This window comes from uncultured Aquimarina sp. (assembly GCF_947496855.1).
Lineage (GTDB): Bacteria > Bacteroidota > Bacteroidia > Flavobacteriales > Flavobacteriaceae > Aquimarina.
This window is the reverse complement of the sequence record NZ_CANMED010000009.1, coordinates 23,807-45,521: the sequence shown is the minus strand read 5'-3', so window position 1 is coordinate 45,521 and position 21,715 is coordinate 23,807. Positions and strand designations below refer to the sequence as shown.

General features: G+C 33.4%; 13 protein-coding genes. 7 read left to right on the top strand and 6 right to left on the bottom strand.

The features are described 5' to 3' along the window. Nucleotides 1-13: 13 nt before the first annotated feature. The 6 genes from Q0921_RS23765 to Q0921_RS23740 form a co-directional block, all read right to left on the bottom strand. A complete protein-coding gene (locus Q0921_RS23765) occupies nt 14-1,726 on the bottom strand; it encodes a DUF4280 domain-containing protein (RefSeq protein WP_299261480.1) in 1,713 nt (570 codons plus the stop codon). Between the two features lie 2 nt (nt 1,727-1,728). After that, on the bottom strand, nt 1,729-2,523 hold the full coding sequence (locus Q0921_RS23760) for a hypothetical protein (protein WP_299261478.1): 795 nt from the start codon (nt 2,521-2,523) through the stop codon (nt 1,729-1,731). Between the two features lie 25 nt (nt 2,524-2,548). Beyond that, the gene (locus Q0921_RS23755) at nt 2,549-4,339 is read right to left on the bottom strand and encodes a type VI secretion system Vgr family protein (protein ID WP_299261476.1); all 1,791 of its coding nucleotides are present in this window, start codon (nt 4,337-4,339) and stop codon (nt 2,549-2,551) included. Nucleotides 4,340-5,109: 770 nt separating this feature from the next. Next, nucleotides 5,110-5,565: a methyltransferase gene (locus Q0921_RS23750; protein ID WP_299261474.1), complete on the bottom strand. Its 456-nt coding sequence runs from the start codon at nt 5,563-5,565 to the stop codon at nt 5,110-5,112. Between the two features lie 74 nt (nt 5,566-5,639). Next, a complete protein-coding gene (locus Q0921_RS23745) occupies nt 5,640-9,017 on the bottom strand; it encodes a starch-binding protein (protein WP_299261472.1) in 3,378 nt (1,125 codons plus the stop codon). A gap of 462 nt (nt 9,018-9,479) precedes the next feature. Next, nucleotides 9,480-11,810, bottom strand: coding sequence for an ATP-dependent helicase (locus Q0921_RS23740; protein ID WP_299261470.1), 2,331 nt, complete (start codon nt 11,808-11,810; stop codon nt 9,480-9,482). 612 nt (nt 11,811-12,422) lie between these two features. Here Q0921_RS23740 and Q0921_RS23735 point away from each other — a divergent pair. The 7 genes from Q0921_RS23735 to Q0921_RS23705 all read left to right on the top strand — a co-directional run bounded on the left by Q0921_RS23735 (nt 12,423) and on the right by Q0921_RS23705 (nt 21,519). Beyond that, complete coding sequence (locus Q0921_RS23735; protein ID WP_299261468.1) at nt 12,423-14,348, top strand: family 1 glycosylhydrolase; 1,926 nt, start codon at nt 12,423-12,425, stop codon at nt 14,346-14,348. A gap of 239 nt (nt 14,349-14,587) precedes the next feature. Beyond that, nucleotides 14,588-14,875 carry a hypothetical protein gene (locus tag Q0921_RS23730; RefSeq protein WP_299261466.1) on the top strand — a complete coding sequence of 96 codons (288 nt, stop codon included), beginning with the start codon at nt 14,588-14,590 and terminating at the stop codon, nt 14,873-14,875. Nucleotides 14,876-15,061: 186 nt separating this feature from the next. Then, nucleotides 15,062-17,437, top strand: a complete 2,376-nt coding sequence (locus Q0921_RS23725) for a PKD domain-containing protein (RefSeq protein WP_299261464.1) — start codon at nt 15,062-15,064, stop codon at nt 17,435-17,437. Nucleotides 17,438-17,571: 134 nt separating this feature from the next. Further along, complete coding sequence (locus Q0921_RS23720; RefSeq protein WP_299261463.1) at nt 17,572-18,108, top strand: DsrE family protein; 537 nt, start codon at nt 17,572-17,574, stop codon at nt 18,106-18,108. Nucleotides 18,109-18,121: 13 nt separating this feature from the next. Then, nucleotides 18,122-19,405: an amidohydrolase gene (locus Q0921_RS23715; protein ID WP_299261462.1), complete on the top strand. Its 1,284-nt coding sequence runs from the start codon at nt 18,122-18,124 to the stop codon at nt 19,403-19,405. A gap of 11 nt (nt 19,406-19,416) precedes the next feature. Continuing rightward, a complete protein-coding gene (locus tag Q0921_RS23710) occupies nt 19,417-21,000 on the top strand; it encodes an FMN-binding glutamate synthase family protein (protein ID WP_299261461.1) in 1,584 nt (527 codons plus the stop codon). Beyond that, complete coding sequence (locus Q0921_RS23705) at nt 21,001-21,519, top strand: hypothetical protein (RefSeq protein ID WP_299261460.1); 519 nt, start codon at nt 21,001-21,003, stop codon at nt 21,517-21,519. Nucleotides 21,520-21,715 lie beyond the last annotated feature (196 nt).

The following is a 21,715-nucleotide window of genomic DNA, read 5'->3' as shown; positions in this document are numbered from 1 at the left end:
TTGTCTAAAATTTTTATTCTATATCAGTATTCTCGTAAACCAAACTTTTATCTTCTCTCATAATATCCCATTGCCATTTAAAGAAAGAATGCATATTACCTCTAAATCTATTATCTAATGGCTCCTTGTTAAGATCTGGTTCGAATTGAGTTGGATAATCCATATAGTTATCTGTAAATCCTCTATAGAAAAATAAAGGCGTGTTAAATTCTTCTTCAAAAGAATGCGGTAATGAAAAAGAATGCCCTATTTCGTGAGGAACATTATGAATTTCTGACAATCCGCCTCCAAAAATAATACATGCATTTCCCCATTTTACATTGGATATATCTGTTTGATCTGCGCTGGCAAGTCCTCTCCATTGTATAGGAGGTAGGCCTTGTCTTTCTAGAATTCCTGTAACATTTGTATAAAACAAGAACGTTTTATTATGGCCAAATTCTTCGATACCAGTTACGGGTTTATAATGTCCATATTTATCGTATAACCTAACCAAATCATTTAAAAATCCATTTACCGAATCAAATTGAGGTCCTATATCCAAATTTTTCGTGATAAAATCATCTTTAAACTTTTTTACATCTGGATCGGTATCAGGTAAACTATCAATATTAAAACCATCATCAATAACTTCTGTATGTATTAAGGACTGAACTGTAGATTCATATTTAATAGCTGTCTTATAATTAGAATTCAAAATTGCAGGATTTCCATCTATAATAACATTCACTGCTATAACATTAGCATTAGCAATAGCACTATTATTATAGACCATCAGTTTACCTACTTCTTCTTTTTCTCCATCTAACTCTGCATAAATTTTAATTTCTTCGTGATTTTCCAGAGCATTCCCTTCACATTTTACAGTGATCATTTTTTCAGTTACGTAAAACTCTTTTGTCGTAACACCTAAATCCTTAGTTTGCTTTTCTCCTAAAAGTTCACTTAAGCTTATTTGCGATGGAGTGACTATAAGCGAATCATTAGCGGATTCAAAAATAATTTCAGTTGCATCACCAACCAATGGTTCTATCTCTTCTATTTCTATATTTAACTCGACCTGATTCACTCCGTTATATGAAGCATCAGGAAAAATGGATAACCATGCTGGATAATACTCGACTCCATAAGGAGTGATAGGATTCACTACATCTTTTGTTTTATATTCGTTCTTTAGATCGTCTACATTTTTACATAGCGGTAATTGTTGGTTCAAAGGTCCAGAAAAAGGAGATCCGGCATTATCATACCCTATAGTTTCTATTGGGTAGATATACTCATCACGCAACCAATCAAATCCATATTCTCCTTTGTAATCATCCGGTCTTCTTACATTCACCAAAAACTGTTTTAATACGGCATTCTCGGTATCTGGTAAATCTGTAGGAACATCCATCTGAGCGGTATCATCAATACCAATATCGACGCTTCCAGTACTGCAAGTAATCGTGGAGTCTTCTACTAACATAAATTCTCCATCAATTTCTACATCTGTTGCCACTCCCTTCCATTGAGTCGGTGCAATTACGCTTGCGCAAGGCGGTGGACTTTTTCTCCATTTTTTACAAACTCCTCCAAAAACTAGATTTGATTTACTCCTATCTCCATTTGTTGCACAAGGTGTATCTTGTAACTGAACCTCTGTATGTGATACTACCAATGTACCACTACCAGAACATAAAGGGCATTTTAAGGTAGCCCCATTTTTTACAAATTGTCCAGCCATTATTATAGTTGAATTATACTAACCGTATTATGATATTCTTGTCTGCCATATTTTTCTATACTAGAAATTACAGCTCTTTGTAACCAGGACTCGAGTATACCTTTGAAATTATAAGTTCCGTTTACTGAAACATATTCTTTATTTTTGGGATAATGTGACTGTAATTGCAACTGAATATCTTCTGTTTCTTTTGCCGATTGTAATAAAACGTCTTCATTAGTAGTAATTTTGCCATACTTTGTAGACAAACACTGGGATGTGCTGCTACATGAGTCAGAACTATATTTCTGATACATTGATTTTATTAATCCTCCAAAATTATGATATAGAGAGATATCTTTAATAGTCTCTTCTTCTGAATTTAATATAGCGTCAGTTTTTAAAATAAAGCGTTGTACTTGATTTCCTTTATACTTGCTTCTAAAATACATTTTTACTTCATTCCAGTTTCCTTGTAATTCTTCTATATTATCTATCGCTACTATCGCTCCTTGATAAGATACTCGTAAATTAAGTTTTTTATAAACTGAAGCCGTTCTTTTTATAATATCTTGCATTGCAAAGGACCCATCAGAGAACTGAAAACTATCATTTTCGATTTCAATTTGAACAAAACGGACATAAGGTTGATCTTCATTATATTGAATCGAAAAAGAGACTTCTTTCCTATGCGAACAGCGTATCTCTCCTGAATAATTGATGAAATTTGTGCTCTCTATCAAATACTTATGTGTTCCTTCTCTTGGAATATTTAGTTGAATTTCTTTTGTTCTAAATGTATATTTACTTGGAATCATTGAGTTGTGTGTTATTAAGATACGTTTAGCCTTTACTGATTTTTACATTTCCGCCTCCTTGAAAAGAAGCCGTTGCTCCACATGCAATCTTCATATTTCTTTTACTTTGGATTTCTGCATTACCACTATTCTGAATTAAATCACCTCCTATGGTAGTTTTCATTTTATTTTCCACAGTATTTGTATGATTAGATGAAGAGGTATTAAAATTATTTTCGGTATAAATCGTAGTATCTCTACCTATATTAAAATTAGCATCTTCTTGAACATTCATTTCAAAATTCTTTGCATTTAGCGTCATCGTCTCTAATGCAGTGATCGTAATGTTGTTATTGGCTGTATCTATATGAATTAGATTTTCATTTTTATCTTTAATCGTAATAAATTCTGCTTTATCCGTATCGTTAAGCTCAATAGTATGACCACTTCTGGTTCTTATTGCCTTCACATTATTCTTGTCTGTTTTCCATTCGGCTGGATTTGAAGAACCATTATAAAGTGCTCCCATAACAAAAGGCCTTTCTGCATTTCCTCCCTCAAACCCAATAAGTACTTCTTCGCCTACTTCCGGAATAAAATGAAATCCTTTATCTCCACCAGAATGTGGAGTCATTACCCGAAGCCAAGGAGTATAAACTCCTAACGGTTTTTGCCAATCTAACTGAACTTTTATTCTACCAATACCATCGGGATCATCATTAGCAGTAACAGTTGCCACTTGAGTTTCACTTTTAGGAGTCTTAAAAATATTCGTATTAGGATATACATCTTGATCTACTGCGATTCCTTCAAAATGGTTTACGTACTTACCATTTTCCGTTGCTGCATGCTTTATTTTAGTAATTCTATAAATACCTTGATCATTATTCTTCTCCTTTATTTTTACTTTTTTTCCTAAACTAACTCCTGGGTTATCACTCTTACCTGTAATAACTACTTGTTTAATTTCTTCAGCTTTTTTTTGTTCTTTTACTAGATTACTGAGTCTTTGCTTCGTTTGTGTATCATTATATGTATTTAGAAAAACCTGAGTTTTATGAGGAAACATGTCTTTGCTTTTATTGGAAGCGTATCCATTATGCCCGTTTATTGAACTAGCAATTTCTGAAGTGGTAACCTCGTGCTTTTCATTATTCAAATAATCATTTGTAAAAAAAGAATAGCTATTAGATCTTGGATGTAAACTTCTAGAGAATTCTTGTAAATCAAAACCATACGTTAATGTAGTTTCTTCCGAATCTAAAGGTCTCCCAAACACTAAACTCTCTCCATCGTAATAAAACCACTCTCCATATTGGGCGGATAACCTACTTGCAAACTCAAAACTACTTTCTCCATTTTGAACACAATAATGCAAATCATCATTAGACCTTGTAGATACTGTGGTACTTAGCTTTGAACGATCATACTTTTGAAAAACACTGGTAAGAATTGATTCTAAATTTTTATCACTAAAAGATGCATAGTGTGGACCATCATCGGTTAGTATTGAATTACTCTTAGCTTTAATCAAAATGGAATCTCCCATAGATTGATGAAAACCATTAGTCACCTTTACTTCTGTGACTACGCCATTAAATTTCAGCTCTTTATAGATATCTAAAGTATCTAAGGATGTTATAGAAAGAATAATAGTCTGCCCTAAAAAGTCGTTGCTTTTTTCCTCGTTTAGATCAGAAATTTTTTCTAAAACGTCTCTACGACATAATATCTCGAGCGTGTGATGATTGTCAATTTCTTGCTTAAGTGTAAGTTCCTTAAATGCCTTTATAGAAACTCCACCAATAAACAATTGAATATTAGATTGAAGTGCCATTGTTGAGTTTTAAAATTAATTTGTGTACCCATTTACAAAAACAAATCCCTACTCTTTAACTAAACATTTAATAATATTAAAATTAGTTCTTAGAATAAACAATAATTCTGTATTGGTTATTTCAAATTTAGAAAACTAACAACTCCAAATCAACCAGATATTCAGTGGAAATACACCCCTGAAAACCACTACAACTAGCAATGGTTCGTTACCAAAAAAAATAAGGGTTAGCCATAAAATTCTCGAGTTAGCTGGGAAGAAATCAGACATGAATTATCTCGATTGAACATTAATGGAAAGAAAAAACCGGACATAAATTAGAATCTATATCCGGTCATTAAAAGTATTTTGTAAACATTCTGTTGGGGTTTAGGTTTATGAAAGTCTATCTGTGAATCGCGTGGCTACTAGCCGCTGGTAATTCTTGTAAAAACTTTCTTAAAACGTTCCAGTTGATTTTAAATGAAATAAAATTTGTCATGATTTCCTTTTTTAAATTAATAAACATTTTTAACTGATATCTATAATTGCCCGATCAGTTGTTTAGTAATTTTCAAAACGCGTGCCAAACTTTCATTCTTAGAAAGAAAACCAATTAAAATATTGATAATCAAATAATTATAAATAATTAAAGTATTCACAAAATCATCTTACAACAAGCATTAAGATTCTTTTCTGTGATTTTTAAGTAAAAATAACTTAATATTTCATTGATAATTTATATAGAATTAATAAGAGGTATCTCAATTGAAACTGAAAGCGTTACTCTCTCAAAAAACCTTTGGAAAAAACCGTCCAACTCTCTTCTTATATTCATTGTATTCTACATATTTTCTTGAAAGTAATTTTTCTTCATAAGAGCTTTTAAAATAAAACAAGATGAGTAATCCAATAGAAATTATAATTTTGAATCCAGAACAACTATATAAAGCATAAAAGAAACAACTTATTAGTATTCCAGAATAAATAGGATGCCTGGAAAATCTAAAGAATCCATTCTGTATTAAAATTCCATCCTGCAAAGGAGCAGGAAAAGGAGATAATTGATTGCGCAATCGGAAAATTGATCCAAAAATTATGATCCCCCCAAGTATTGTTACTATTAAAGATAGATACCTAATTAATGAAAAGCAAAAAATTCTCAATTCATATATTGGAAGCACATACAACACAAACAGTATAAATTGAATCAACACATACGTAACCCCTTTTTTGTCATTTTGCATAATCCAAAAATAAAAAAAACCTGCCAAGGATAATCACTTCCTCAACAGGTTTCTTACTTCAGCAAAATAATTGTTTACTTAACCATTTTCATAACCTTTACATTTCTATCAGAAACTATCTTTAGAAGATAAATTCCTTTTGGAAGATTGGCTGTATTCATAGTTATTGTATTCATTTTGATATCCTTTACAAGCGTTGTGTTCGTTCTCTTACCTGCTAGGTCAAACATTTCTATCCTTACATGATTATCTTTCAGGTTTCCTGTAAAAGATAATGTCAATGATTGATTAAAAGGATTTGGCCAAGCTTTAATCACTTCTAAAGCTTCACTTACAGGAGCTTTATTAGAAAAAGAACCTTTTATATCATTTATCGATGAGCAATCACTTGGGCAATTATCAAACCATTGGTTATCATACCATCCATTGGTTGTTCTAAATACATCATCAGTCTGTGTTCCTCCGTTATCATTAAAAACAATTCCCACCTCAACAGATTCATCTATTACATAAGAGTACCAAGGTGAACCATTAACAGTGTTCATCTCTGCACCAGGCCAAGCCGGAGCTCCTGGGATTGCAGCATTGGTATTTTTATCATATATATAAATAAACGCTGTATTCCAAGAAGAAGGTTTTTTAAAGTACACATCATAAGAAGTATCAAGAATAATTCCTGGGCATTCTCCTGGACAAGTACTCGTCCAGCCGTTATTATACCATCCATCTGCAGTTCTAAATAAATCATCTGTCTGTGATCCTCCATTATCACTAAAAACAATTCCTACCTCAACTGATTCATCAATGTCATATGTAAACCAAGGTGAAGTACTTAATTGCGACATTTGAACTCCTGGCCAAGCGGAAAATCCTGGAATTGCAGCATCTGTATTTTTATCATATAAATAAACATAAGCTGTATTCCAACCATCTGGTTTTCTAAAGTTAACCGTATATCCTATTGTATCTTCGATAGCATACTCTCTGTTGATTACATCAGAATTCCCCACACTATTTATAGCTATTGCATTTACTTCTGTAACGCCAATAGAGGATATTGTAAACGCACCAGAATACAATGTACTTGATGCATCTGGATCAGAACCGTCTAAAGTATAGTATATAACTCCAGAATTAGTAGCACTCATGTTTACTTCTACACTTCCATTAAATGTCCCTGAATCTGGTAAAACTGTCAATACTGGAGGTTCTTGATCTGTAGGGCAGTCACTTGGACAACTATCAAACCATTGGTTATCATACCAACCTTCTGTTATTCTTGTTAGATCGTCTGTTTGATCTCCTCCATTATCATTAAACACAATACCGACCTGTACCGTTTGATCAATGTTATATGTAAACCAAGGAGTTCCAGCTACATTATCCATAACAGCTCCTGGCCAAGCAGGAAGTCCTGGTAATGCATCGCCTGTATTTTGATTAAACAAATAAATATTAGTTGATGACCAGCTCGCTGGTTTTTTGAAATATACATCAAATGGAGATCCATCACCTATTACATAATCTATTGGCACTATGTTGGATTCATTACCTTCTGAATCAAAAGCTATTGCTTTTATTGAGGTTGTAGTGGTTACACTGAAAGGAGTTACATACTGAGTACTGGAAACTGAAGGATCAGAACCATCTGTCGTATAAAAAATATCTACTGCAGCTCCTTCTGCAGTTGTAGACGCAGTCATTTCTACAGTTACAGCATCTGTATAAAATCCTGATGGCGGATTTACAGAAAGTGTTACAGAATTCGAAAGATCAAAAGGCTCGCCTACTAAAACAATTCCGAAAGTAGTTCCAAAAGTTACAGTTCCTCCAGACACTGTTGCCGTAGCATCAGAAAAGTAATCTTTAAGCAACGTTCCATCAGGCCACATTCCGAAAACATCTAGTGCTCCCGCAAAATCATTATCCTGACCTTGGAATACTAAAGCTTTGTCATTTTGTCCATTACGATTATATTCCCGTTTAAAAATATATGGAGCATCACTTAATTTCTGATGAGATCCAGCTCCTATAGAGGTATGTTCTCTTCTAAACGTCCCAAGCTTTCTCCAATGTAATAACATAGCATCATCTATAGAGTCCCAGTTCATATCAGAACGATACCCAGCATCAACATATGTAGTAGCATCAAAAAATTGACGCCCAGATTCGTCTCCATAATAAATTTGTGCGCCACCTGGAGATAGTAATAACTTCACTGCTCCTTCAAACATATTACCTGTATAGAATTCACTAAAATCGTGAGATCTAAGGTAACTAATCATATTATACTCTCCAGGAGTATTAAATCCTCCATCTTGATTGAGCTTAGCTGCAAAAGAGCTAAATATTTCTTCCTGAGCTAAATCTGTATACGCTTCTTTTGGTGAACGAAAATTGATCATACTATTGAATTTACTAATAGTAAAATCTTCTGGTAAAGGGTCATTCGCATCATTCTTAATATTCAGAGAAGAATCTTCTCCCGTCATATAAAAATCGAGATCATCCGGTTTTTTGGTGGGATTATTTTGCTTCCATTCTCTTAACGCTAGAACTGCTTCTTCTTTTAGTTCTTTCCAAACATCTGGGCTTACATGACGTTCTGTATCTACACGGAAACCATCAATTCCATATTCTCTAACCCAATCTGTTAACCATTTGATCAAGTAATATCTTGGTGTTCTTGGTTTTCCTGTTCTTGCAAAATACGCATTCAGTTCGTCTAATTCTTGTTGCTTTCTTCCTTCTGTATCCCATTTATCTAATAACCATTGCGGAAGATTTACTGTATTAAATGATTCCGTTCTTACGTCCGGTAAACCAAAAAGTGGTGTAGTCAGGTCATCGCAAGGAAGTTCTCCATTATCAGTTCCACATTGTAATCTCACCCAATCCGATGGATAATCTTCATCAACAAACTCTAACTGACCATTTACATTCTTAAAAGTTCTATATCCTGAATGATTCATAACGATATCCAGTAATACTCTTATACCGTGATCATGAGCTGTATCAATAAACCTTTCAAAATCTTCGGCACTAGTAAAATTAGGATCAAAAGCTGTCCAATCATTCGTGTGATATCCGTGATAAGGATAGTCTCTAAAAGCAGGGTCATTGGCGGGAGGATTATTGAACCCGTGTCTATTTTCTACTACTGGTGTTACCCAAATAGCACTAACCCCTAACTCATCAAAATATCCTTCCTCAAGTTTTTGTGTAACTCCTGCAATATCCCCTCCGTGGAAATCAAGTTCATTATTTCTACTATCCTGAAAACGATCAAAATTAGAATCATTAGTAGTATCACCGTTGTTAAAACGATCCGTAATAAGGAAATAAACCGTAAGATTATCCCAAGAGAAAGGGAGATTTCTTTCCGATTGTGCAATACCGACTTTAGGCATACATAAGCACAATAATACCCCTAAATAGAGTAATTTTTTCATAATTAAGTTTGGTTTGTGTGTTAATAAAAGACGATTTGAGAAATCTTTTTGTTTTTTAGAAAATTACTCAAACGTTGTAATAAATATTTCTAAAAAAAAATGGAAAAATATAATAATCGAAGAATCGATTTTATGCGAAAACGTTTGAGTGTTGATAATTTACTTAGAAAAGGTTAAAAAAATAAAGAATAGATAAAAAATTAGCGTAAAATTTGATGTATTATTCATTTCTAATTTTAAAAAACCAGTATTTTATATTCTTTTAAAAAACACACAAGTTTTTCTGAAATTATACAAATTAGAAATCCATATTTAGCATATTCGAAAAATTTATTACAAAAAATCAGTCGTTACTACTAAATAAATAATAGAAAAATATTCCAAAAAATCATGTTTAATCTAATAACAATGAGAACAAAAGCCATCAGTGGTAATCATAGAAAACAAAATTCTGAATAAAGCTTACCCGATCACTTTCAGCTTTGCAAATCTTAGTAATAGCTTTTTAATTCCTCCATTTTCAAAGTTAATCTCTGCTTTTTTATCTTGACCTACACCTTCTAACTGAAGAATTTTTCCTTTTCCAAAACGCATGTGTTCTACTATGGTTCCAGGCACTAAATCTCCATCAAAAAGATTCGTTTTAGGAGTACTTGTAGTATCATTAGAAATCGGTCTTAGTTTACGTAGCTTACGCAATTGCTCTTCAGAAGGTTTATGAGAAACTGGTGGTGATCCAGACAAAGGCTTTTTAAGTCTTAATTTGCTTTTATCTACATCTCCAAAAATATCAGTATCTACTAATGGTTTATAGCGGTAAGTATCAATTGGAGTAATATATTCTATGTATTGAGGATCTATTTCTTCGATAAAACGACTAGGTTCTGCATCCACAAGTTTACCCCATCGATAACGAGATTGTGTATAAGTCAGGTATGCTTGTTTCTCTGCTCTGGTTAAAGCTACGTAAAATAATCTTCGCTCCTCTTCCAATTCTGATCTGGTATTCATACTCATTCCGGAAGGAAATAAATCTTCCTCCATACCAACAATATATACGTAAGGAAATTCTAGTCCTTTTGCTAGATGTATTGTCATCAGAGCTACTCTATCATCATCCCCTGTATCCTGATCTAAATCTGTTGCCAATGCTACATCTTCTAAAAACTCCGCCAGTGACCCTGTCTCATCAGCTAATTCTTTTTGCTCTTCTACAAAGTCTCGAATACCATTCAATAACTCCTCTATATTTTCAATACGAGCGATCCCTTCAGGGGTTCCATCTTTTTTAAGTTCCTGAAGTAAGCCAGTGTTTTTAGCAACCATTTCTGATAATACAAAAGCATCAGAAGTTTGATTGGTAACTTGAAAACTCTTGATCATATTCATGAAGTTTTCTAACCTGGTCTTTGTTCCGCTATTAATTTTTAGATTAATTCTATCCAGGTTTTCAATGATTTCGAAGATAGATCGATCATAATGATTAGCTGCTACCACTAGTTTATCTATTGTAGTACTACCAATTCCTCGAGCAGGGTAATTAATTACTCTTTTTAGTGCTTCTTCATCTTTTGGATTGATGATTAATCTAAGATATGCTAAAACATCCTTTATCTCCTTTCTTTGATAGAAAGACAATCCTCCATAAATTCTATATTTAATATCTCTTTTCCGAAGGGCATCCTCCATCGCACGGGACTGTGCATTTGTTCTATAGAGAATAGCAAACTGACCATTAGTCAACTGGTGTTGCATTTGATTCTCAAAAATAGAACTCGCTACATATCGCCCTTCATCACCATCTGTTAATAATCGATTTACGAAAATTTTAGGACCAGGATCATTAGCCGTCCAAACTACCTTATCGAGCTTTGTTTTATTTTTATCTATAATAGAGTTCGCAGCTTCTACAATATTTTTAGTAGATCTGTAATTTTGTTCTAAGCGATATTGCTGTACATTTTCATAATCCTTTTGAAAATTAAGGATGTTATTAATATTCGCTCCACGGAAGGCATAAATACTTTGCGCATCATCCCCTACCACACATATATTTTGAAACTTATCTGATAATGCCTTTACTATTAGATACTGAGAATGATTTGTATCTTGGTACTCATCTACTAAAATATATCTAAAACGATTTTGATATTTAGCCAATACTTCCGGAAAACGATTTAATAACTCATTAGTTTTAAGTAATAAATCATCAAAATCCATTGCTCCAGCCTTAAAGCAACGATCAACATAATGCTGATAGATTTCTCCCATACGCGGTCTTTTTGCCATAGCATCGGCCTCTACTAATTCAGCATTTTGAAAATATGCTTTTACAGTAATCAAATTATTCTTATAAGAAGAAATACGTGATTGAACCTGTTTATACTTGTAGATATCCTTGTCCAACCCCATCTCCTTAATTACCGAAGAAATTAATCGCTGAGAATCTTGTGTATCATATATTGTAAAATTAGAAGGATATCCTAATTTGTCAGCTTCAATCCTTAAGATTTTGGCAAAAATAGAATGAAACGTTCCCATCCAAAGATTCTTTGCCTCACTAGCACCTACAATATCAGCAATACGCTTTTTCATTTCTCGCGCTGCTTTATTCGTAAATGTTAATGATAAAATATTAAATGAATCCACTCCCTGATTCATAAGATAGGCAATTCTATATGTAAGCACTCTTGTTTTTCCAGAACCCGCACCTGCAATCACAATCATAGCTCCATCTTTCTGTAATACAGGAGCTCGTTGTGCATCATTCAATCCAACTAAATATTCTTCCAAGTTTTCTGTGTTTTTTTGAGACTGGAAATTTAAGGAAAGAATGACATTTATGGAAGCCGAGAGTCTTTTAGTTGTAAACAAGTGATGAACCACACTCTTTTAGATATTTAAGTAGTATTTCTCTAATTCTTGAGAAGAAATAAAAACTTCTTCTTTTATAATATATCAGAAATGCACTTAATTTATTACATCCAAAACAAGTAATTTAGAGAATTACACAATATTAAAACAACTCGTTAAACTCTACTTCAAATAGTTAACCACATTTTAAAGCATGGGCTTCTGATTGAATTACTTTATAAAGCCTTGTGATCAATTTTTAATCCACAAATCAAGTGAAACATTTTTTACTTAAAAGGTTTCGTAATTATTGAAGGTATTTCAAAGTTTTTCATAATAAAACGCTTTTAGCTTCTAATACTTGATCAGCGCCTAATTCGGATACATCTTAACATATTTTTCTTGCCAATTTATAGAATATCAACACCCGCAATATCCTAACAGTTTATGTATTGTTAGTTGGATGAAGAAACAACGGATATAGACTTTTTGTAAATTTAACCACACAATTAACAACATTTTACAACTCACACAAAAAACTAAAATTTAAACATGAATTCACATTCCCAAATCAACCTATTCATTAAAAACAATGCATTCATTTTTTCATTTATACTTATTCTTATTTCTTCTTGGAGTATCAATGGGCAAGTGTTAAAAGACGAAGTCCCAGCAGGAAAATATATTGGTACCATTGTTAATGGTAGCTTTTTTAATGGTAATAATACGACTCCTTCTGGTGCATACCAAACTACTATTGTAGAACAGTTCAACTCAATTGTTGCTGAGAATGATCATAAAATGGAGAACCTACTAAAAGGTTCTGCTGCTAATAATCCATTCAACATTACTTTGACAGATATTAATACTGATAAACTAGATCGTATGATCAATTTTGCAGATGCTAATGGAATTACCGTAAAAAGAGGTCATGCCCTGATGTGGTATAGCCAAGCACCTCAATGGCTTAGGGATGATGCTGCGGGATGGACAAAACAACAAATATTTGATTTTGCTGAATCCTATATTACTACAGTAATGACATATACTAAAGGAAAAATAGATGAATGGGATGTTTTTAATGAAATTATCAATGATAATAGTGCTGGGTTTCGCTCAGGAACTTGGTATGCCAATGTGGGCAATATTCAGGATTTTATTGATCATTGCTTTATTGTAGCTAAATCTGTTGATCCAGATGTTGTATTATTTTATAATGATTACTCTATAGAAACGTTTAATACAGATCCCAATTCTAAGAATGCTTTTATGAGAACTATGATACAAGGTATGATAGAAAGAGGTATTCCAATTGATGCGCTGGGTTTACAAAGCCATTTTGAAAACGGGATTGGAGACAGTTTTACAGATCAAGTAAGCCAAACTATGGATTTTGCAATCGATCTAGGACTAATTTGTAATATTACCGAACTGGATATCAGAATTTGTAATAATGGTCAACCGGCATCTGAAGAAGAATTACAAGCACAAAAGGATTCTTATCAAAGAATAGCTGCAATGGCATTAGCAAAAGATGGATGTACAGGATTAACTTTATGGGGATTTACAGATGCTTCTTCATGGGTACCAGGTTTTTTTGATGGCTGTGGTAGTGCTTTAATTTATGATAACAACTACCAACCGAAACCTTCGTTTACTGGACTTCTTAATGGATTACAAGGTATCACCGTAGGAGAGGATAATGGAGGCTGTGGCGGCGCAACAGTAGCACAAGCTCCTTTTAATGGAACACCTATTACAATACCTGGTATTATAGAGTTTGAAAATTATGATATTGGCGGTGAAGGTGTTGCGTATCAAGATGATGATACATCTAATAACGGAGGATCCACTTATAGAGATTGCGATGCTACAGATATTGTATTAGAAGAATCTGGCTCATTAATTATCGGATGGCTAAGTCCTGGAGAATGGTTAGAGTATACGATAAATGTGTCCGATTCAGGATCTTATGATTTTACATTTTCTACAGCTGCTGATACCGATTTTGGAGGAGAAGGTAGTTTAGAACTTGATGGTGTCGACATTTCTGGACTTATCAACTTTGCTTCAACTGGCGGTTGGTCTAATTTCCAGAATACCTTAGTAACCGAAATCCCCCTAACCGAAGGTGAACATATCTTACGATTTAATGTAGAATCAGGTAGTTTTAATGTAGATAAAATGACTGCTTCTATAAATACACTAGGTACTAATGACTACGGTTTTAATACTGCAGAAAATTTTAAAGCGTATCCTATCCCATTTAATAAAGAATTAAATATTAATTATAACACAATCGGAGAGACAAGTAGTATTAACCTAATAGATATTCACGGAAGAAAAGTTTTTAGTCAAAAATACACCAATGAAGATCCTATAACTATACATACTGGAAATATATCCTCAGGTATGTACTTCTTACAGATAAACCGAAAAGATAATTCTTCGAAAATAGTGAAGATTATAAAGCAATAAATTTATTGTACATAAAGAAGAGTTGAACACACGAATAGAAAAAGCTAGCGGTAATAATATTATTTTACAGCTGGCTTTTTCTTTTTTTAAAAAATTAGATTATTCTTACTTTGTTAATAACTTTTTTCAATAAAACATCGTTGAAATACGTTTTTACAAGATAAAATACATATATTTAAAGATCTTTAAGATATTAAAGAAGTTATTTTAACCCCAAAATTTAACCTAATTTTTTTCTTATGTCCCCAAACCTAAACATCCAGCCCATTGAAAAAGAGCAAATCAAATTTTTAACCTTTCCAAAAGAAGATGTACTTAATAAAAGAAAAGATCAAATCGATCGAATTTTAGAATTACAAAGAGCGTTATCTCTCGGCAACTTAGAACGGCATAAAGTAAAAATTGTATTTGTTGATGATAAAGGACTAAAAAAGGTAGAAACTACTATCTGGGGAATTACCGACAAAGAAGTAATCCTTAAACAGTCAACTATTATTCCATTAGAAAGAATTATAAGTATCTCATAAAAATTTAAGTGTTATTGCCCAGAAAGCTCTCAATATCTTCTTAATGATGTATTGAGAGTTTTTATTTAATTTATTAAATACAATAAACCTATTTTTACCCTGTTATGAAATAATTGATATATTTAAATCAATGTTATTCAGAATAATAAACCTATTTAAAATTAAATTTACCCGAAAAATTCAAAAATGATCAAGACCTACTGTAAAAATTTAATGCTACTCTTGTTTTTAGTGGATGTAGTAGTTGTACACTCGCAGAACGATAAGACTCAATTAATAGCCGAAAATTCAGATAGTTTCGTTGAAAACCTTACCATTAACAATTCTAAAGAGTTATTGTTAAACCTATCTAAGAAGAACACTTCACTTTCATTAAACGTGCAGGTAGAAAAAGTAAAAAACGATTTAACAACTTTTATTGGTAGTGTAAATAATCAAAAGCTATCTACTTTTACTCTATTTAAAAGCAAAAATCAAATAGAAGGGACTTTAGTACTTAGAAATGAAAAAACCGGTTATAAAATTTTCACAAATGACCTAGGAAAAATATACATTAAAGAAGTTGATATTAACTCTTTAGTTTGTTTAGATTTTGAAAAAACTGAAGAAGACAATAACCAAGATGTAATTGGTGCGTTTTCTAAAATGGCTCCTCAATTAGAAAGCCTTCCGGGAGCATCAGGAATTATATATTTAGATTTTGATGGAGAAGTTGTATCCGGCACAAGTTGGGTTAGTGGCGGCACTATTAATGCACAATCTCCAAATTTTTCTGATCAAAAAATCATAGATGTTTGGAAAATAATGGCTGAAGATTTTAGAGCTTTTAACTTAAACGTTACTACAAGAAGAGATTTATATGATGCTGCTCCACAAAATCGTAGAATGATGTGCATTTTTACTCCTACCAAAGATGCAGCGCCTACAGCTGGTGGTGTGGCTTATTTAGGCTCCTTTTCTTCTACCCGTACTGATAATCCATGTTGGGTTTATAATTTATCTACCAGAGCTGCTGGAGAAACAGGATCTCACGAGGTCGGACATACTTTAAGACTTAGCCACGATGGCAGGCCTGGAGAAGAATATTATGCTGGACATGGTCAATGGTCACCAATTATGGGATGGAGTGCTAACAAAACGTTAGGCCACTGGAGTAAAGGAGAGTATGATAATGCTACTCAACAACAAGATGACATAGAAATTATAGCTGGAGCACAAAACGGCGTTGGTTTTAGAGATGATGACCATAAAGATCTTATTACAGAAGCTACTCCAATTTTAGTGGATACAGATGGAAATGTTAATGCAGATCAAAATTTTGGTTTTATACATAATAGTGACGATAAAGATGTATTTTCATTTGTAATTGAAACAGGTAACGTCTCTTTTAGTTTTAATCCTAGTCCAGATCATCCTAATCTTAATGTACAAGCTAGAATTCTGAATGGAATTGGTGAAGAAATTGCTATTTCTGATCCTTCCGGACTCAATGCTGGTTTCGATTTAGATCTCAGTTTTGGAACTTATTTTATAGAAATTGATGGCGTAGGAGAAGGAAATTTAAGTAGTGGATATTCGGATTATTCATCAATAGGTAATTATTATATTTCTGGTAAGTACATCCCTGGTAATAACAACCAACCTCCTATAGCAAATTTTGAAGCGGCTACTAATTGTGCTACGGTGAATTTTAATAGCACAACTATCAATAATGTAAATTCTTATTTATGGAATTTTGGAGACGGAACTACCTCTGCAGAACAAAATCCAACACATACATATAACGGAAGTGGTACGTATAGTATTTCCCTTACTACTTCTAATAGTGCTGGAGAAGACACAAGGCAACGCGATGATTTTATTACCGTAAATATTCCTCAGCAACCAGTTGGAGCAGATGAAAGTATTTGTATTGGAGAATCTACTTCATTAACCGTTACAGGAAACAGTGAATTTGAGTGGTATAATGAACCGACAGGGGGCACTTTACTATATACCGGAGCTACTTTTGAATCACCTGCGCTACAATCCAGCCAGACATATTATGTAACCGGTTCTTTTGATAACTGTACAACAAATACGAGAACTGTAATCAATATTACGGTAGAAGAAAATCCACAATCTCCTACAATAACTATTCCTGACACTAGAAATCTTACAACAGACGCTACATACGCAGCGTATCAATGGTATTTTAACGAAGAACCTATTACTGATGCTAATAATTCTCAATATGTACCTGATCAAATAGGAAATTATAGTGTCGAAGTTTTTAACGAAACAGGATGTAACGCAATTTCCTCAGCATTTTCTGTTGATTTATCTCAACTTAATTTAAGTCAAGGAACCAGTGTTTTTAAATTCTACCCTAACCCTACTAGAGACATATTAAAAATTGATGGGCTCACCATAAATGAAAAAGATATAAGAATAGTAAATACTTCTGGACAAGTAGTTGTCAATTCTCTTATAGAACCTGAAGTAGACTTAACTAAATTATCTAGTGGACTTTATGTGATTTTAATAAATAACAAATCTGTTGGTAAATTTGTCAAACTATAAGTCCTTTTTAACCTTATTAAAAGCATATTTCTTTAATTCTGAAATATGCTTTTTTCTTTAAACAGAGATCAAAAGCACATTTTAACTTTCCTGTAATATATTTTTGAATATCTTTAGAAACCAAAAAAAACAGATTGAAACACACATTTTTAATTCTCCTCGCGCTACTCCCGGGAATACTTTTTTGTCAAAAAGAATCCAAACCAGGAAGTGTCATTACCGAATTTGGTAAAACATACGAAGTTGATAATCCTGATTTTAAAACAAATAAAACGATCGAATTAAAGGCCGTATTTGATGTCGGTCGATCCTTTGGAGATAGTACTAAGGTCAATCCACTTATTAATACTGCTGCCAGATACCTTAATATGCATGATAACGCAGGGGTTCCATTAGATAATCTGAAAGTAGCACTTGTTATTCATGGAAGTGCAGCTAATGATATTTTAAACAACAAAAATTATAAAACAAAGTTCGGTTTGAACAATCCAAACGATCCTTTAATATCAGCGCTTACCAAAAAAGGAGTTCAGATTATTTTGTGCGGGCAGACAGCTGCATATAGAAACATCTCTAAGTCTGATGTCCATCCTAACATAAAGTTTACATTATCTGCAATGACCGCTTTGGTACAATTACAAAACAAAAACTACAAACTCATTAATTTTTAACTCAACTCACCCTATGAAAAACAATATATTAATCGCTTTTCTTTTAGTATGTTCTATTCTACAAGCTCAAAAAATTGATGCTGATGTAAACTCAATGTCAGAAAAGATAGAAAGTAAGGTTATCGAATGGCGAAGAGATTTTCATCAGAATCCCGAACTCTCTAATCGTGAATTTGAAACGGCCAAAAAGATTTCTAAACATCTGAAATCCCTAGGTTTTGAAGTAACAGAAAATGTAGCTAAAACTGGAGTTGTAGGTATTTTGAAAGGTGGTAAAGAAGGAAAAGTAGTAGCTTTAAGAGCAGATATTGATGCGCTTCCGGTTACCGAGAGAGCTGATGTACCTTTTAAATCAACTGTAAAAACAAAATTTCTTAATACAGAAGTTGGAGTTAGTCACGCTTGTGGGCATGATACACATATTGCCATACTTATGGGAGTTGCTGAAGTTTTAAATAAGAATAAAGAAAAAATATCCGGTACAGTTAAGTTTATTTTTCAACCGGCAGAAGAAGGACCACCTCCTGGAGAAGAAGGTGGAGCAAAATTGATGATCAAAGAAGGTGTGCTTAAAAACCCGGATGTGGATGCTATTTTTGGGCTGCATATCAATTCTGGAACTCCAGTAGGTATGATTCGTTATAAACCAGGTGGAACTATGGCCGCCGTAGAACGTTTTGTAATCGACGTAAAAGGAAAGCAAACTCATGGATCCGCGCCTTGGACAGGTGTTGACCCTATTTTAATCTCTGCAAAAATAATTGATGGCTTACAAACTATTATTAGTAGAGAAGCACCGCTAGTCGACGAAGCTGCTGTTATTACTGTTGGTAAAATTACAAGTGGTGTACGATTTAATATCATACCAGAAAGTGCAGAGATGATTGGAACTGTAAGAACTCTTGATTCAAAAATGCGAAAAAAAATTATTCGGCGTATGAATGAAATGGTTCCTGCAATTGCAAAAGCTTATGGTGGAAACGCTACTATAGCATTTCAGAATAACACTTCAATTACCTATAATGATCCATCTCTCGTTAAACAAATGCTACCTACGATAGAAGGAATTGCTGGAAAAGAAAATGTAGTTTTGTCAAAAGCGACTACAGGAGGAGAAGATTTCTCGTATTTTCAGGAAGTAGTACCTGGGTTCTATTTCTTTTTAGGAGGAAAATCTCCTACCACAGAAAAAGCTCCTTCTCATCATACACCCGATTTTTACATTGATGAAGGTGGATTAGTACTAGGAGTAAAAGTAATGTCGCAACTGGCATTAGATTATTTAAACGCTCAATAATATAATTTATAATGGATACCGTCTTAAATTTCCTTGGCTCCATATCTTGGTGGATATGGATATTGATCGTGCTAGCATTGGTTGCTATAAGAGATATGTTCTTTAACAAAAAGCATACGGTAAGTCATAATTTTCCTATTGTTGGACATCTACGATATCTTTTAGAAAGTATCGGACCAGAAATGAGACAATATTTTGTGGCTAATAACCGAGAAGAACTTCCATTTAATAGAATTGAAAGAGGATGGGTGTATGCTTCTTCAAAAAATGAAAATAACTACGAAGGATTTGGAACCGATAGGGATATCTATCAGCACCAACATATTTTCATAAAAAACTGTATGATTCCTTTCAAAATGGATTCAGATCATCCTAATAAACTTGATAAAACTTTCTTGCCTTGTGCCAAGGTGATGGGCGAATACAATCAGCGTAAAAAACCGTATAGACCTGCTTCCGCTATTAACGTTTCTGCCATGAGTTTTGGATCTCTTTCTGCTCGTGCTGTAGATTCCTTAAATGTAGGAGTAAAAAAAGCTGATGCTTACCATAATACAGGAGAAGGAGGGTTATCTCCATATCATAGCAATGGTGGTGATGTAGTTTTTCATTTCGGAACAGGTTATTTTGGTGTTCGTACTGATGATGGTAACTTTTCTATGGAGAAGATGAAAGCTTTAGTCGAAAACAATCCATTTATTAGAGCCATCGAAATCAAACTCTCTCAAGGTGCAAAACCAGGTAAAGGTGGAGTATTACCAGGCGCTAAAATCACTCCTCAAATAGCAAAAATAAGAGGTGTAGAAGTAGGAAAAGATGTATTATCTCCCTCTAGTCACAAAGCCTTTAAGGATGTTCCTGAATTACTACAACTGATAGAAGATATTGCTTCCGAAACCGGGTTACCTGTAGGTATAAAGGCTGCTATTGGAAAAACTGAACAATGGGAATTACTTGCAGAATTAATGGTTAAATCTAACCGAGGTCCTGATTTCATAACCATTGATGGTGGTGAAGGTGGAACTGGCGCCGCGCCGCCAAGCTTTGCTGATCATGTATCCTTACCTTGGATCTATGGCTTCAGTGCGATTTATAAAATATTCCAAAAACATAACCTTACCGATAGAGTCGTTTTTGTTGGTAGTGGAAAACTAGGATTTCCTGCAAAAGCTGCTATGGCTTTTGCAATGGGTGTAGACTGCATCAATGTTGCTCGTGAAGCGATGATGAGCATTGGTTGCATACAAGCTCAGATATGCCATACCAATAGATGTCCAAGTGGTATTGCTACACAAAGTAAGTGGTTACAAAAAGGAATTAATGTCCCTCTTAAATCTGATCGATTGGCTCAATATTTTAAATCTTTCCGAAAAGAACTTATAGAAATTACTCATGCAGCTGGATATGAACACCCTTCTCAATTTACTATGAAAGATATTGATGTAAACGTAGATGATGGTGAACTCACCAAAACACTAGAGGATTCTTTTAAATACAGTAAAACACCAGTAGCATATACTTGTACACAGGATTTAAAGAACTGTTCTTATCTAGGCGGACAGAAAAAAAACTTGACAATAAATAAATTAAAATAAATGAAATTAGAAATTATACCATTATTAATCTCTTTGATACCATCGCTTTTTATCACATTATTAGCAGTATACTATTTTAAAGCACATACAGATAATGAAGAAAAAAGGCGGAGGTTCCTTTTGCACAAAGAAAATCAGAAACAATCACTTCCTTTAAGATTACAAGCATATGAACGTATGGCGTTATTTCTTGAGCGAATTTCTCCAGGTAAGTTGTTACTTAGAACTCCTCCTCTCTCGAATGACAAAAAAAGTTACGAAGTTTTGCTTATAAACACAATCGAACAAGAATTTGATCATAATCTTACGCAACAGATATATATATCTGATGAATGCTGGAATATTGTAAAAGCTGCAAAAAATGGTACTATTGCATTAATCAGAAAAACGGTATTAAAAGAAGAGGTTGATTCTGCAGATAAAATGAGAGAAATGATTCTAACCACAATCGTAGAAAAAGGTGCGCCAAGTGATACAGCCTTAGCCGCTATTAAAAGTGAAGTGGAGGATTTGTTTTAATAGTATTAAAGATTTAACGCCTAGTTTTCTATCAAACAAAGAAAATTATGGACAGGTTTATATTAAAAAAAATAACGTAGACCAACTGTACCAAAAATTATTAAGTAGTAATGTAAGCATCCACCCTAACGGTAAATTAAAACATAAATCTTGTAAGGAGAAGAAATTTTGGATATTTAACCCAGATAATAATCTC